The 14439-nt window shown below is 59.8% G+C and carries 15 protein-coding genes; 8 read left to right on the plus strand and 7 right to left on the minus strand.

Annotated features, from left to right (window positions below):
• Positions 1-4 precede the first annotated feature (4 nt).
• Entirely contained in the window at positions 5-748 is a 744-nt protein-coding gene (locus tag HDE75_RS05180) for a helix-turn-helix domain-containing protein (protein ID WP_183675918.1), read from the minus strand.
• Positions 749-897: 149 nt separating this feature from the next.
• On the opposite strand from HDE75_RS05180, the gene HDE75_RS05185 reads away from it, so the two are divergent.
• Genes HDE75_RS05185 through HDE75_RS05195 form a run of 3 tightly spaced genes read left to right on the plus strand, consistent with a single transcriptional unit; the run spans position 898 to position 2516 of the window.
• Positions 898-1311, plus strand: coding sequence for a hypothetical protein (locus HDE75_RS05185; RefSeq protein WP_183675917.1), 414 nt, complete (start codon positions 898-900; stop codon positions 1309-1311).
• 19 nt (positions 1312-1330) lie between these two features.
• Positions 1331-1732, plus strand: a complete 402-nt coding sequence (locus HDE75_RS05190; RefSeq protein WP_183675916.1) for a hypothetical protein — start codon at positions 1331-1333, stop codon at positions 1730-1732.
• 4 nt (positions 1733-1736) lie between these two features.
• On the plus strand, positions 1737-2516 hold the full coding sequence (locus tag HDE75_RS05195; protein WP_183675915.1) for a DUF2145 domain-containing protein: 780 nt from the start codon (positions 1737-1739) through the stop codon (positions 2514-2516).
• Positions 2517-2528: 12 nt separating this feature from the next.
• Here HDE75_RS05195 and HDE75_RS05200 read toward each other — a convergent pair whose 3' ends face one another.
• The 6 genes from HDE75_RS05200 to HDE75_RS05225 all read right to left on the minus strand — a co-directional run bounded on the left by HDE75_RS05200 (position 2529) and on the right by HDE75_RS05225 (position 9782).
• Complete coding sequence (locus HDE75_RS05200; RefSeq protein WP_311735068.1) at positions 2529-3578, minus strand: AbrB family transcriptional regulator; 1050 nt, start codon at positions 3576-3578, stop codon at positions 2529-2531.
• A gap of 2 nt (positions 3579-3580) precedes the next feature.
• Positions 3581-4654 carry an ABC transporter ATP-binding protein gene (locus tag HDE75_RS05205; protein WP_183675914.1) on the minus strand — a complete coding sequence of 358 codons (1074 nt, stop codon included), beginning with the start codon at positions 4652-4654 and terminating at the stop codon, positions 3581-3583.
• A 46-nt stretch (positions 4655-4700) separates the two neighbouring features.
• Positions 4701-6491: an ABC transporter permease gene (locus HDE75_RS05210; protein ID WP_183675913.1), complete on the minus strand. Its 1791-nt coding sequence runs from the start codon at positions 6489-6491 to the stop codon at positions 4701-4703.
• An 89-nt stretch (positions 6492-6580) separates the two neighbouring features.
• Positions 6581-7678, minus strand: coding sequence for an ABC transporter substrate-binding protein (locus tag HDE75_RS05215; protein ID WP_183675912.1), 1098 nt, complete (start codon positions 7676-7678; stop codon positions 6581-6583).
• 52 nt (positions 7679-7730) lie between these two features.
• Positions 7731-8714 (minus strand): Bug family tripartite tricarboxylate transporter substrate binding protein, encoded by a 984-nt coding sequence (locus HDE75_RS05220; RefSeq protein ID WP_183675911.1) that lies wholly within the window; start codon positions 8712-8714, stop codon positions 7731-7733.
• A 3-nt stretch (positions 8715-8717) separates the two neighbouring features.
• On the minus strand, positions 8718-9782 hold the full coding sequence (locus tag HDE75_RS05225; RefSeq protein ID WP_183675910.1) for a porin: 1065 nt from the start codon (positions 9780-9782) through the stop codon (positions 8718-8720).
• A gap of 217 nt (positions 9783-9999) precedes the next feature.
• Between HDE75_RS05225 and HDE75_RS05230 the strand changes: the two genes are divergently transcribed.
• From HDE75_RS05230 to HDE75_RS05250, 5 genes are all read left to right on the plus strand, one after another.
• Positions 10000-10716 (plus strand): response regulator, encoded by a 717-nt coding sequence (locus HDE75_RS05230; protein ID WP_183675909.1) that lies wholly within the window; start codon positions 10000-10002, stop codon positions 10714-10716.
• On the plus strand, positions 10713-12224 hold the full coding sequence (locus tag HDE75_RS05235; protein WP_183675908.1) for a sensor histidine kinase: 1512 nt from the start codon (positions 10713-10715) through the stop codon (positions 12222-12224). The genes HDE75_RS05230 and HDE75_RS05235 overlap by 4 nt, the downstream gene beginning before the upstream one ends.
• Positions 12225-12352: 128 nt before the next feature.
• Positions 12353-12910, plus strand: coding sequence for a porin family protein (locus HDE75_RS05240; protein ID WP_183675907.1), 558 nt, complete (start codon positions 12353-12355; stop codon positions 12908-12910).
• 371 nt (positions 12911-13281) lie between these two features.
• The gene (locus tag HDE75_RS05245) at positions 13282-13848 is read left to right on the plus strand and encodes an outer membrane beta-barrel protein (protein WP_183675906.1); all 567 of its coding nucleotides are present in this window, start codon (positions 13282-13284) and stop codon (positions 13846-13848) included.
• Positions 13849-14027: 179 nt separating this feature from the next.
• A complete protein-coding gene (locus HDE75_RS05250; RefSeq protein WP_183675905.1) occupies positions 14028-14399 on the plus strand; it encodes a ribonuclease E inhibitor RraB in 372 nt (123 codons plus the stop codon).
• Positions 14400-14439 lie beyond the last annotated feature (40 nt).

Here is a 14439-nt window from a genome sequence, read left to right on the forward strand (position 1 = left end):
AAATTCAATGCCGCAAGAGCGCCTTGAAGGTTTGCGGCATCCACGGCCGCGCCGCCAGCATGAAGCTGATGGCCAGCCGTTCATTGCCGGGCAGGCGCGCGTCTTCCTGGTGCTGCTGGGAAAACTCTACCGCCACCTGCTTGAGCCTTTCCAGCAGGGCCGCCGTGGATTTCTTTGACAGCATCACATTGACCAGACGCAGCAACTCTGTCTCGCCATCGAATTGCGAATTGAGGTAGTCGTCATACGCTTCTTCTTTGAAATAGGTATGGATGGGGCCATTCGGTATCCACGCGAACGTGCGCGCCACCAGCAGTTTGACGCGGTTGTTTGGCAGCAGTTCCAGGAAGCCGATCTTGTCCAGGCGCAGCAAGTACTTGATGGCTTGCGCTTCGCTGATGTCATAGATGGCGACGATCTGTTCCAGCGGCAGCAGGTTGAGGGCGGAGACGGCCACCACGAACAGGCGTGGGTCATCGATGATTTCTTTCTCCTGATCATAAGTCAGCCCCGTGATCAGGGTCGGCACGGCCTGCGCCGCCTGCATCGCTTGCGTCAATTGCTGGAAGTCGCTGTCGATGGCCACCAGCATCTGCTCCAGGCGCTGCAAGGTAAATTGCTTGAGCGAAAACATGCGCTTGACGCTGGCTTCCGAGACATCGATGCGCCTGGCCAGTTCGGCATACGTCACGGAACGTGCTTTTAACAAACGCTTCAAGGCTTCGATCAAGGCATGGGTTTGCTGCATCTCATTCTTTCACGATAAACAAGTCAGTATGGTATCAAAAAATAATACCTTCAGTATGAGCACTCACTACGAGTAGCGCCACCATTGACCCGAAACAGGCGTTCGATAATCATGGCGCTGCCGATCTGGCACATATGAAGGAGATACCCATGAAACGCTTGCTGCCCCTCTGCCTGTCCTTGTCCATCGTGCTCGCCATGTCCGGCAACGCCCAGGCTGCGGCATCGGAAAACATGTCGAAAGGATCGCAAAATCTGAGCCAGGGTTCAGCCGTAGTGGTTGGCGGTTCGCTGTCGATGCTGGTGGCGTCTGGCCAGGTCGTCATCGCCAGCGTGGAAACCGTGGGCGAAGGCATCGTGATCGTACTGAAGGGCGCGTCCGATGCCGGCGGCGCCTCCATACAGATGAGCGCACAGGCAGCCAAGGGTCTGTCGCTGGCCGCCGGTACCGTGGTCAATGTTGTGGCGCTGTCCACCGGCCATATGCTGGTGATGTCGGGCAAGGCCATCGCCTTCATCCCGAACGAACTGGGCAAGGCCTTGCTGCACCACTCCAAAGTATAATGACAATATGAAAATAACCATGAAACATCTAGTCGCCAGCATCTTGCTAGGCGCCATCACCGTGGCGCCACTTTCCCAGGCAGCCAATTCCGACACCCACGCTTCCGACAATGCCAGCATGGCTTCGGCCATCGTACTGGTGGGCTCGATGTCCGTCCTGGCCGCTGCCGGCAACATCGTCATCGATCGTGTGGAAGAAGTCGCCGACGGCAGCATCCTGGTGCTGAAAAATGCGTCTGGCGCGACCACGGCCTCGATTAAATTAAGCAAGCAAGCCGTGCAGGGATTATCGCTGGCTGCCGGTACGGCGGTCGATGTGATGACCGTCTCGACTGGCCACACACTGGTGCTCTCCGGTAAGGTCATCGCCTATATACCAAACGCGGCCGGCAATGCCATGCTTCACCATTCGAAAGCCTGATGCCATGAAACGTCTGACTGTCATCGTCATCTGCCTGGCGCTGTCCGGCGCCGCCCATGCAGGCCGCTCGTGCGAAGAAAAGCCGACCGACGCCAATACGCTGGTCAAATCCATGGATCTGGCACAAAAGACCTTGCAGGCGCTCGATACCTCTGGCGCCCAGGTGGCGCTGGTGGCGCGGGCAGGGCAAGACCTGTCGAAATACAATGTGCGCTACTCGCACATGGCGCTGGCGTGGCGCGACCATCCGCAGGGGCGCTGGCTGGTGGTGCATGAATTGAATGAATGCGGCACGGCGCAATCGTCGCTGTACAACGAAGGACTGGGCAATTTCTTCATGGACGACGTGTTCATGTACGAAACCCTGATCATGATACCGAACCAGGAAACGCAGCAGCAACTGGCGCGCTTGCTGGCCAGCAACACACCCAAGCGCCTGCATGAAGCGCACTACAATATGCTGGCCTACCCGTATTCCACCAAGTACCAGAATTCGAATCAATGGGTACTGGAAACCTTCGCTGCCGCCAGCAATGCACCGGGCAAGATCGAGACGCGCGCCGAAGCGCAAAGCTGGCTGCGCAGCGTCGACTACACGCCGCAAACGCTGAACATTCCCGCCACGACGCGCCTGGGTGCGCGCATGTTCCGCGCCAATATCGCTTTCGACGACCACCCGTTCGACCGCCGCATGGCGGGCAAGATCGACGCCGTCACCGTCGACTCGGTGGCCCGCTTCGTACGCCAGCGCGAACCGGATGTACAGGAAATCGTCGTCAAATAAAGCACTGTAAAACTAGCTTCGACGCTGCAGAAAGCTGAACAGCGGCCCTATCGTCAACACCAGCACCACCATGCGCGCCACGTGAAAAGCAGTGACGATGGGTACGCCCAGGTGCAGGGTCTTGGCCGTGAGCGACATCTCGGCGATGCCGCCCGGCGAGGTGGCCAGGATGGCCGTACCGGCATGAATGTCCATGACCTGCGACAGGCCCAGGCCGAAAGCAGCCGCCGCCAGCAGCATCGCCACGGTACACACTGCCACGCTGATCAGGAAGCGCGGCGCGGCATATAAAAAGTCGGGAGTAAAACGCGTGCCCAGCGCGATGCCGATAAACAGCTGGCCCGCACGTATCATCCATTCGGGCAGGCGTGACAAATGGATGCCGAAGGCCGTCAGCAACAAGGCTGCCAGCAACGGCCCGATGACCCAGGCGTTGGGCAGCTTACCCCGCTTGAAAACGAGGGCAGTGGCCACGGTGATCAGCACCAGCAGTGCCAGACCGCCAGCATCGACCATGGCCGCGCCGGGCACGAAATTCTCATGCCCTTCTTTCAGGCCATGGCTGCCCCAGTAGCGCACGCCGAATGGGATGGTCGCCACCACCAGCATCATGCGCAGGCTGTGCGCAGCAGCGACCCGGCCCACATTGGCGCCATGGCGCTCGCTCTGCACCGCCATTTCGGAAGCACCGCCGACCGCCATCGCAAAGAAGGCGGTGGCGCGGTCCACACCCGCCAGTCGCTGCAGCGCCAGGCCACCGAGCCAGCCCAGGGCCAGCGCCACGACTACGCCAAAGATGATCCACGGCGTGTACGAGGCCAGCACGGCCAGCACCGGCGCCGTAAAATACAGGCCCAGCGCCGTGCCGATGGCCCACTGTCCTGCTTCGCGCACGCGCACCGGGCAAGCCAGTTCGCGCCCCGCCAGGCGCAGCGCAGCGGTGGCGAACAGGGGGCCTATCATCCACGGCAGCGGCGTATGCAGCCACAGGCACAGGGCCGCGCCCAGCAGGCCCGCCGCCAGCGCCGCACCAAAGGCGCGCCAGCGCGGCCACCACACCACGCTTAAAATACCCAGAGTTTATCGGCCGGCATATGCAGCCAGTATTTACCCGCGTCGAGCTTGTGGCGCGAGTACGCGCGCAGGCTGATATTGTCGCCGCCCTCGTGCTGGAACAGGCATTCCCAGCGGTCGCCCAGGTACATGCACGTCAACAGCGGCAGTTGCACGGCATTGTCCACCTGGGTGGCGCTGATCTTCACCTCTTCCACGCGTATCATGGTGGTCGCTTCCGTGCCCGTGTTGGCGCCGCGCGCCACGCCGTGCATGGTGGCGCCGTCGACCAGCAGGCGCACCTGCTGGCCGTCGCGCTGCAGCACCTTGCCGGGCAGGCGGTTGTTACTGCCCATGAATTCGGCCGTGAACAGGGTGTCGGGCGTTTCATACATGCTTTGCGGCGTGCCTTGCTGCTCGATCTTGCCGTTATTGAGCAGCAAAATACGGTCGGAAATGGCCATCGCTTCGGCCTGGTCATGCGTCACCATCAGGGCCGACAGGCCCAGGCGCACAATCAGTTCGCGCAAAAAGGCGCGCGCCTCTTCGCGCAGCTTGGCGTCCAGGTTCGACAGCGGTTCGTCGAGCAGGATCACGGGCGGGTTGTACACCAGTGCGCGGGCAATCGCCACGCGCTGCTGCTGGCCACCGGACAATTGATGCGGATAGCGCTCGCCCAGATGTCCCAGGCCCAGCTGCGTCAGCACTTCCTTGACCCGTGCGGCGGTTTCCGTGCCGCCCATCTTGCGCAGCTTGAGGCCGTAGGCGACGTTGTCGAATACGGTCTTGTGCGGCCATAGCGCGTAGGACTGGAACACCAGGCCCAGGTTGCGCTGCTCGGCCGGCATCTCGAAGTTTTTCGCGCCGTCGAACACATTGCGCTCGCCGATTTCTATCGTGCCGCCCTTCGGGCTTTCCAGCCCGGCGACGGCGCGCAGCAAGGTGGTCTTGCCACTGCCCGAAGGCCCCAGCAAGGCAACCACTTCGCCTTTCTTCAGGTGCATCGAGACCCCCTTCAGGATCTGGTTGGCGGAGGCGCCGGTGCCGTAATCGAGGTACAGCTCATTGACGGTCAATTCATTCATGGTCTTGTCTCTATCTTTAATTTGTTATGCAGCTCAGTTGTGTAACTTAGTTATGCAACTTCACGCCAAAGCGCAGCGCGATCCCCAGGCCGATGGCCACCAGGGTGATGTTGATGAAGGACAGCGCCGCCACCAGGTCGGTGGAGCCGCCCGCCCACAGCGATACCAGCATCGCACCGATCACTTCCGTGCCTGGCGACAGCAGGTAGACGCCGGTCGAATATTCGCGTTCGAAGATCAGGAACACCATCAGCCATGCGCCCAGCAAGCCATATTTGATCAATGGCAGGGTCACATCGCGCGTCACCTGGCCACGGCTGGCGCCAACGGCGCGCGCTGCTTCTTCCAGTTCCGGGCCCACTTGCAGCAGCGCGGTGGAAATCAGACGCATGCCATAAGCCATCCACACCACCGAATACGCCAGCCACAGGGCGAAAATGGTGGAACGCACTTCGCGCAGCGCCGGGATCAGATGGGCGCTCAGCCACATCGCCACGCCGTTGTCCATGCCCTTCAACATGCCGTCCAGCCAGGCCGGCACGAACAGGAACACCCACAGGAACGACAGGCCGGCCAGCAGGCCAGGCACGGCGCGCGGCACCAGCACGCTGTAGTCGAGCAGGCGCGTGATGCCATCCTGCTTGCGGTGCATGGCCAATGCGATAAAGCTGTAGCAAGCCACGGCCAGTGCACCGCCGACCACGCCGATCAAAATCGTGTTGACGATGCCGCGCACCAGCGAAGGCTGTTCGAAAATATCGCGGAAATGCTGCAGGGTCAGTACGTCGGCCAGGTGCACGCCCTCGCCCCAGTACTGCACGAAGGAGCGCAGCACGATGCCCGTCAGTGGCAAGATAATCGTAAACAGCAGCCAGCCGGCCAGCAAGGCAAACGCCAGCCACTTCCAGCGGCCCAGCGGCATGGCCTTGCTGCGCGCGCCCTTGCCCTTGATCGAGACATATTTATTGGCCGATTTCAGCAGCCAGCGCTGTATCATCACCAGCGGCATGGTGACCATCACCAGGCAGACGGCCACGGCGGCCATCAGGTGGTACGACGGCGTGCCCAGTTTATTGGTCAGCTTGTACAGATAGGTCGGCAGCACCAGATGGCCTTCCGGGTCGCCCAGCACCAGCACCAGGCCGAACACTTCAAAACCGAGGAAGAACACCAGCACGCCCGCATACGCCAGCGCCGGCATGATCATCGGCAGCGACACATTGAGCATCACCTGGATCGGCGAGGCGCCAGCCACGCGGGCCGCTTCTTCCACGTCCGAACCCAGGCTTTTCAGGGCCGACGAGGCGTACAGGTAGACGTGCGGCACGTGCGTCAGGCCGGCGATGATGACGATGCTGGTAAACGAATAGATATTCCAGGGCACAAAGCCGAGCAGCTCCTTGGCCCAGATCGAGTAAAAGCCCACGGGCCCCATCGAGACCACATAGCCAAAGCCCATCACCATCGGCGAGACGAAGATCGGCACCAGCAGCATCGGTGCGACCCAGCTGCGGCCCGGCAAATCGGTGCGCACCATGAGGAAGGCGAGCATGCCGCCCAGCGGCACGGCGATCACAGTCAGGCCGAAGGCCAGCATCAGGCCATTCTTGAAGGCCATCGAAAAATCGGGATCATCGAAGATGAAACGGTAGGAATCAAAGCCGAATTCGCGCACCGGCATGAAGAAGGGCGCAGACAAAAAGCTTTGATAAAAAATCAGGAACAGCGGCAGGAAAATGGCGATGCAGGTGATCGTCACGACCAGGCCGCGCGACCAGTTCAGGCGCGACAAGGGAGAGCGTGACCGTACAGGTAACGGCAAGATGGCAGTTTGCATGATGAATCCAATGAATGAAGGGTGCGGCATCCGCGCGCAGGTGGCAGGTCTCAGGTACTAGCTGCTGCCCGCGCTCGGCTAAGACGGCTTTACTTCTTACCAGCCGTTTCCTTCCACTGCTTCAGGAAAGCCATGCGCTTGGCTGGCCCCAGGAATTGCAGGATGATCGGGTGCACGGGCACCGGCTTGATATTGTCGGCACCAATGATCTTGATCAGGTCGGCCGAGGTGGTTTCACCCTTGACGTCGGCGCGAATGGCGAACAGTTTCGAATCGTTGGCGATCACGGTCTGGCCACGCTGCGACAGGATGTAGTCGAGCCACAGCTTGCCGGCGTTGACGTTTTTGGCGTTCTTGTTGATGAACTGCACGCGCGACAGGATCAGGGTGTAGTCCTTCGGCAGCACCACGCCGATCGACGGGTCGGTCTTGGCGCGCACCAGCGCGTAAGAACCCAGCACGTTGTAGCCAACCAGGTTTTCACCCGAGGAAATGCGCTCCATCATGGTGCCAGTCGACGATTGCACGCGCACCTTGGCCGTGCCGAAGGCATTGAGCAATCCCATGAATTGCGGGTTTTCCTTGGCGTCCTGCGCCATGAACATGAAACCCACACCCGACTTCTCAATGTCGTAGGTTGTAACCTTGTCCTTGAACTTCGGCGTGGTGATCAGCTTGGCGAAGTCGGCATGCGTCTGCGGCACTTCCTTGGCGTCGAGCAGGCGCTTGTTGTAGACGATGGCGGCCGGCTCGAAGGTGGTGCCGTAAGCCATGTCATCCCACAGCGCCCAGCCCGGAATCTTGGCCGCTTCCACCGATTTGTATTTCAGTGCATAGCCGTCCGAGGCCAGGCGCATCTGCAGGTCCATCGCCGACGACCACATCACGTCGGCCGTATTGCCGCCGGCCGCCACTTCGGAAATGAAGCGGTTATACACTTCGGTCGAATTCATGTCGTTGTATTCGACCGTGATGCCTGGGTAGAGGGCGTTGAAGTCCTTGATCAGCGGCGCCGTAGCCTTGCTGTCGGTGGCGCCATAGATGACGACCTTGCCTTCCTTCTTCGCCGCATCGATGATCTTCTGGTAGTCGGCTGGATAACCGGGAGGCACTTGCGCAAAAGCGGCGCCGGCCAGGCTGGCAAAGGCGGCGGCAAGCGCTGCCTGGAGAATGGTTTTGGTTTGCATGGTGAGGTCTCCGTCTGTAAAAGTTTTTATGACTGCTTGTTGCGATGCGCGTTCAGCGCACCAGGCCTAGTTCGCTGGCGCGTTTGGTGTAATCGTCGACCGCTTTTTTAACGTAGCTGGTCAGCTGCGGCCCTGTCAGGGCGAAGGGATACAAGCCTGCCTTGGCCCGCAGGCTGGCAAATTCCGGCGTGGCCATCATGCGGTCAAACGTGGCGACCCAGCGCTGGTAGTCGGCGTCAGGCACTTGCGGCCCCATCCACAGGCCACGGATGATGGGCCAGACCACGTCGACGCCCTGCTCGCGCGCCGTCGGCACGCCGGCCAGCACGCCAGGCAGGCGCTGGTCGGACAGCACGGCCAGCACGCGCGCATGGTTGGCGTCCGCGTTCAGAGTCGCTTCGGACGTATCGCCCGACACCACCTGCACGTGATTGGCCTGCATCGCCGTAAACACTTCGCCGCCGCCTTCGAGTGCGACGAAGCGCAGCACCTTGGGATCAATGCCGGCCTGGCGCGCCACCAGCGCCATCTTCAGCCAGTCCTGGCTGCCGATGGTGCCGGAGACGCCGATCAGCACCTTGTCAGGATGCTGGCGCAAGGCGTCGATCAGGTCCGCCAATGTCTTGTAGGGCGAATCGCTGCGCACGGCGATCATGCCGTAGTCCGCGCCCAGCGCCGCCACCCAGCGCACATCGCCAGCCCTGGCGTTGCCGAACTTGCCCTGTGCCAGATTGAGCAGCGAGCCGCCCGAAAATGCCACCAGGGTGTCCGCCTCGGCGCGGCGGCGCTGCGACGCCATCGAATGCCAGGCAACGGCGCCGATGCCACCGGGCAGATAGCTGAGGTGCATGGGCCGTGACTGGCCCTCCTGCAACGCCAGCCCTTTCTTGGCCAGCTTGCAGGTCAGGTCCATCGCGCCGCCCGGTTTGGACGGCACCACGCATTCGACTGGCGCCAAGGCAGCCGCGCTGTCCGCCGCCATGGCAAGCGGCGGCAAGAGCAACAGGACCAGGAAAAGAGTGCGCAACATGGCCATGGATCAGAAGCGGTGCTGGATGCCAGCCATCACACCACGCTGGGTGTTGCCGAAACCTGGATCGTCGCGCGACAGGCCGACCAGCTGGTTGTTCTTGGCCTTGGCGTAGGCGCCCACCACATACAGGTCGGTACGCTTGGACAGGGCATAACGCGCGCGCGCCACATACATGATCGGATCAGCGTCCGTGCCAGCCGGCACATTCTTCACGTCCTGGTAGTAGATCGCGCCGGTCAGGGTGAGTTCCGGCGTGGTCAGGTAGCTGACGCCGCCCCAGTAGATCGTGCCGCGCACGTCCGGCTTGCCGGTGGCCGCCGGATCAAGCTTGTAGTCACGCGCCACGGCTTGCACCTTCCACGCACCTTCGCTGTACATCGCACCAAGGTGATAGGCGGTGGTCTTGTCGCGCCCGCCGTTGGCGATCGTATTGCCGTTGACTTTTTCATAGGTCGCCAGCAGGCTGACCGGGCCAGCCTTGTAGGTCACGCCACCAGAAAACTTGGCGCTATCCTGTGCACCCGTCGACTGCTCGCCGAAACCATACGAGGCGCCGTACTTGAAGTCGCCGGCGCTGCCCGAGTACTTGACCATATTGTCAAAGGCCGTGGTCATGCCGTATTTGCTGGGACCGGTGGCGTTGCCCGAGGTCGCCCATGAGTAGTTGGGCGCATACGCCAGCGGGTCGAACGGCAGCACGAAGTCATACACGGTGGTAAACGAGCGGCCCAGCACCAGGCGGCCGTAGCTGCCTTCCAGTCCCACATAAGCCTGGCGCTTGAACAGCGCGCCGTCGGAAGCGCCCGTATCCATCAGGATGCCGCCTTCCAGGTTGAACACAGCTTTCAGGCCACCGCCCAGGTCTTCGCTGCCTCGAAAACCCCAGCGCGAGGTATTCATGCCACCCGAGGTGACGCGGCTCATCGAGCTTTTCGATGGCGAGGCATTGCTGATGTTATCGATGCCGACGTCGAGCAAACCATAGAAGCTGACGTTGGACTGGGCTTGCGCACCACCGGCAGCGGCAGCGAATACGGCCATGGCGGCCAGTGAGCATGCATTTTTTTTCATTGAGGGTCCCCTGTTTTTAGATATAGTTATGAGTGATATGCCTGATCACTTTTGTGAATCAGGAGCACACTATAAAAGAGACTTCCTTTCAATTGGCTTTCAGAGTGATAGCTGTCGTCAAGCAACCACAAGCAGCCCAGACTTATTCGGCAGTGGCGCTATCGGCAATCGCATCTGCAGGCTTACACTGCACCCTTTCAAACGAATGGCGGAGACCATGCGCATATTATTAGTGGAAGACCATCTGGAACTGTCGCACTGGCTGGCAAAGGCCTTGCGCGACGCACACCTGACGGTGGAGACAGCCCACACCGGCGCCGATGCCGACGCCCTGCTGCACACGCAGGAATACTCGCTGGTGCTGCTCGACCTGACCTTGCCCAAGATGGATGGCCTGGACGTGCTGCGCCGCCTGCGCGCACGCGGCGGCACGCGTGGCAAGACGCCTGTCATGATACTGACGGCGCGCGGCGGCCTCGATGAAAAAGTCCAGGGCCTGAACCTGGGCGCCGACGATTACATGGCCAAGCCGTTCGAACTGGCCGAACTGGAAGCGCGCGTAAAAGCGCTGCTGCGCCGCAGCCAGGGCAACGAGGCACTGGTACACCATTGCGGCGCACTCAGTTTCGACACCGTCACGCGCATGTTCAGCTATGCCGGCACGGCGCTGGCGCTGACGCCGCGCGAACACGCGGTGCTCGAAGCGCTGATCACGCGCTCGGGCCGCGCCGTGTCGAAAGAAAAACTGTTCGATGAAGTATTCGCGCTGGCCGACGACGCCAACCTGGACGCCATCGAACTGTATATCCACCGCGTGCGCAAGAAGCTGGAAAATGGCGTCGACAGCGGCGACGGCGCGGTGATCACCACCCTGCGCGGCATCGGCTACCTGCTGCAGCCACGCAGCGCCATGGCGGCCACGGCGTCGAAATGACCGCCCGCCGGCCCATGCTGGAACGCCTGCGGCTGCGCCTTGCCCAGGGCAGGCCGCTGGGCAGCCTGCGCAGCCAGCTGCTGCGCTGGCTGCTGATCCCGCTGGTGATGCTGGTGCTGCTCGACGCCGTCTTCGTCTACCGCAATGCGCTCGACGCGGCCGACATGGCCTACGACCGCTCGCTGCTCGCTTCCACGCGGGCGCTGGCCGAGCGCGTCTCCATCGTCGGCGGCAAGGTGGTTGCCGAAGTGCCGTACGTGGCGCTCGACAGCTTTGAAACCGATACCCTGGGCCGCATCTATTACAAGGTGACTGGCTTGAGTGGCGAACTGGTGTCCGGTTACGACGACTTGCCGCCGGTGCCGAAAAACGTGCCGCGCTCGGAGAATTATCCTGCCCTGGTGCGCTTTTACCACGCCGACTACCATGGAAAACCGATACGCATCGCCGCCCTGCTGCAGCCGGTCTACGACGACTCGATGCGCGGCATCGCCCTGATACAGGTGGCTGAAACGCTGGACGCCCGGCGCGGCCTGTCGAACCAGATCCTGCTCGACACATTGCTGTGGCAGGCGGCCATGGTGTTGCTGATGGGCGCCCTGGTGTGGTTTGCCGTGCGCCTGGTGCTGCAGCCGCTGATGCGATTGAAAACAGAAGTGGAAACACGCACCCTGTCGGACCTGTCCGACGTCGACCCCACCTTGGTGCACCGCGAAATGCGGCCGCTGGTCAGCGCCATGAACGGCGCCATGGGCCGCTTGCAGCAGTTGATCGCCAGCCAGCGCCGCTTCATCGCGGACGCCTCGCACCAGCTGCGCACGCCGCTGACGGTGCTGAAAACCCAGGCTGAACTGGCCTTGCGCGAATGCGACCGCCACCCGGACAATGCGCACAATATGGCGGCCCTGCGCGACATCGTGAAGTCCATCGCCAGCACCACCGATTCCACCGTGCTGCTGGCCAACCGCCTGCTGACCCTGGCCCGCATCGAACATGGCGGCGAAAACCTGCCGATGGAAACGGTGTCGCTACGCGCACTGGCGCAGCAGGTAGGCCTGGAAATGGCCATGAGCGCTGTCAGCCGCGATATCGACCTGTCGCTGGAAGCACTGGATGACGCGCCGGTGCAGGGGCAAGCCCTGCTGCTGCATGAATTGATCGCCAACCTGGTCGACAACGCGCTGCGCTACACGCCGCAAGGCGGCAACGTGGTCTTGCGCGTGCGGGCTGCGACGCCGGACGCCCTGCATGGCGCCGTGCTGGAAGTGGAAGACAGCGGCGCCGGCATTGCACCAGCCGAACGCGAGCGCGTTTTCACGCCGTTCTACCGGGTCGCCTCGGCGCTTGAGCGCAACCCCGGCGGCGCTGGCCTGGGCCTGGCTATCGTGCGCGACATCGCCGCCCTGCACGGCGCGAGGCTGGAACTGGCAACGGCAAGCAATGGCCATGGCTTGAAAGTCAGTGTGCATTTCAATGCGCCACCGACGTTGCTCAAAAACAACATATAGTTTATTGGCTATACTTATTTTCAATGATTATTAAATAATTGCCTTACGTAAATATATTTATCCCTATAGAATTCGGCCTCCATTAAGCGGCAAGATAATCTTTCCGCATTAATTACTTAGGAATAAAAATGAAAAAGCAATTGTTTGCAGTAGTTGTCGGCGCCGCTCTGGCATTCCCATTGTTCGCGCAAGCTGAAGGTGCGTATGTTGGCGGCAATATCGGCCGTTCGGAATTGAAGCTGAGTGGCGACGGTTCGGGCAAAGAAAACAAAACCAGTTTTAAAGCCTACGCTGGCTACGATTTCACCGCCAATTTCGGCGTAGAAGGTGGTTATGTTGATTTCGGCACACTGAAAGACAACGATAGCGGCGTATCTACCAACTGGGAAACCAACGCACTGTACGTAGCTGCTACCGGCACCCTGCCGCTGAACGAAGAATTCTCGCTGCTGGCTAAAATTGGTGTTACGCGTAACCACACCAAAGTCAGCGCAAGCGCTGGCGCCTTGAGCATTTCCGGCTCGCAAAACAAAACTGCCGCCCTGATCGGCGTAGGTGCTGCTTACAATATCAATAAAAACCTGTCGGCTATCGCTGAATACGAACACTTCGGCAAAACGCTGGACGACAGCGGCTTTAACGTCAAAGCATCGCAATTTTCGGTAGGCCTGCGCTACAAATTCTAATTCGCGATTTTTCGTGAATTAGAATCCAGCGATTAAGCTGGCTTTGAAGGCCCGGTCGAATTTTCGACCGGGCCTTTCTGTATTCAGGACATCGACCAGTCGCTTGCGCAAGCGCTGGCGTGGCAGTGACTCGAGGAGCGCAGCTTGCGCCATACATCGTTTTGTGAAGACGCCAGGCCCGAGTGAAGTTGCGCTGCAATGCGGACTACTCTCCGCCACTATCCACATAAAACGTTGCCATAAAACAACATGTGATTTATTTTTAATTGTTTTTGAATAATTTCTTTTCGGAAATAAAAGACAGAATATAAACTCTGTCCTCGATTAAGTAGCCCGCGTTCTCGCCATCTTAATTACTTACAGGAGAAGAAATGAAAAAACAATTATTTGCAGCCATCACTGTCACCGCACTGGCATTGCCTATGCTGGCCCAGGCACAAGCAGAAAACATTTATATCGGCGGCAACTTAGGCCGCAGCGAATTATCAGTGAGCGCCCCTGAATTCAAGAATGAACAAAACAAAACCAGCTACAAGATTTATGCCGGTTACGATTTCAACACCAACTTTGGCATGGAAGCCGGCTATGCCGATTTCGGTTCCATGCAAGTGAATGACTATAGCGAGAAGGCAAAAGTCGACAGCACCGCATTTTATGCAGCTGCAACCGCCAGCCTGCCGCTCAATACGCAGTTTTCCCTGTTCGGCAAGCTCGGTGCAAGCCGCAACCAGACTAAAATCAAAAGCAGTGATGTAGGCGGCTTTTCCGAAAAGCAGAACAAAACATCCGTGCTGATCGGTTTTGGCCTGAACTACGCCATCAACAAGAATCTGGCTGCCGTTGCTGAATATGAAAATTTTGGTAAAACATTCAAGATCGATGATGGCCCTGCAATCAAGGCTCACACGATGTCGGCGGGCCTGCGCTACAAATTCTAATTCCTGCATGGCAGGAATTGATTATTAAGTCATTTATCTGGCTTTGAAAAACCTGCTTACAAGCAGGTTTTTTTATGATGAGGACACGGCGGCGTGCCTGCTGATGCTGACGTGCTTTTGAAACTCGCCAGTCGATAATGCTACTATCCCGCCCTGAGATTTAAATGAGGGCGCAAGCCATGATGAGCAAAGAAGAAGTCGCTGAACTGTTTGACAATATCAAAGAAAATGCGCCCTGGGATTTGACCCAGCCGCTGCTGTGGGGCTATTACTTCACCAACCCTACGCCGGAATCGCTGGAACAGGCGGCCGCCTTGCTGGCCATGCAGGGCTACCGTCCGGTAGAGTTGTATCAGCCCGAGCTGGAAGATGCTGCCGCGCCGCCGGTGTGGGTGCTGCATGTGGAAAAAGAAGAAGTGCATGGCGTCGACAGCCTGCACGCGCGCAATGGCGAACTGATGCAATTTGCGCTGGAAAACCAGTTGGCCAGCTACGACGGCATGGATGTGGGCCCGGCAGGCCAGGAGCAGGACGTGCCGGAGTTCAAGTAACACCCCATTATTGCGGTGGATATCAAAACGGCGCCTGTGG

Source organism: Janthinobacterium silvisoli (assembly GCF_014200725.1).
GTDB lineage: Bacteria > Pseudomonadota > Gammaproteobacteria > Burkholderiales > Burkholderiaceae_D > Janthinobacterium.

Coding starts and splice junctions, on each gene's coding strand:
- HDE75_RS05215 (WP_183675912.1), bottom strand. CDS start 7,678: ATGCAAACCAAAACCATTCTCCAGGCAGCGCTTGCCGCCGCCTTTGCC.
- HDE75_RS05195 (WP_183675915.1), top strand. CDS start 1,737: ATGAAACGTCTGACTGTCATCGTCATCTGCCTGGCGCTGTCCGGCGCC.
- HDE75_RS05250 (WP_183675905.1), top strand. CDS start 14,028: ATGATGAGCAAAGAAGAAGTCGCTGAACTGTTTGACAATATCAAAGAA.
- HDE75_RS05180 (WP_183675918.1), bottom strand. CDS start 748: ATGCAGCAAACCCATGCCTTGATCGAAGCCTTGAAGCGTTTGTTAAAA.
- HDE75_RS05220 (WP_183675911.1), bottom strand. CDS start 8,714: ATGGCCATGTTGCGCACTCTTTTCCTGGTCCTGTTGCTCTTGCCGCCG.
- HDE75_RS05225 (WP_183675910.1), bottom strand. CDS start 9,782: ATGAAAAAAAATGCATGCTCACTGGCCGCCATGGCCGTATTCGCTGCC.
- HDE75_RS05230 (WP_183675909.1), top strand. CDS start 10,000: ATGCGCATATTATTAGTGGAAGACCATCTGGAACTGTCGCACTGGCTG.
- HDE75_RS05245 (WP_183675906.1), top strand. CDS start 13,282: ATGAAAAAACAATTATTTGCAGCCATCACTGTCACCGCACTGGCATTG.
- HDE75_RS05205 (WP_183675914.1), bottom strand. CDS start 4,654: ATGAATGAATTGACCGTCAATGAGCTGTACCTCGATTACGGCACCGGC.
- HDE75_RS05185 (WP_183675917.1), top strand. CDS start 898: ATGAAACGCTTGCTGCCCCTCTGCCTGTCCTTGTCCATCGTGCTCGCC.
- HDE75_RS05235 (WP_183675908.1), top strand. CDS start 10,713: ATGACCGCCCGCCGGCCCATGCTGGAACGCCTGCGGCTGCGCCTTGCC.
- HDE75_RS05240 (WP_183675907.1), top strand. CDS start 12,353: ATGAAAAAGCAATTGTTTGCAGTAGTTGTCGGCGCCGCTCTGGCATTC.
- HDE75_RS05210 (WP_183675913.1), bottom strand. CDS start 6,491: ATGCAAACTGCCATCTTGCCGTTACCTGTACGGTCACGCTCTCCCTTG.
- HDE75_RS05190 (WP_183675916.1), top strand. CDS start 1,331: ATGAAACATCTAGTCGCCAGCATCTTGCTAGGCGCCATCACCGTGGCG.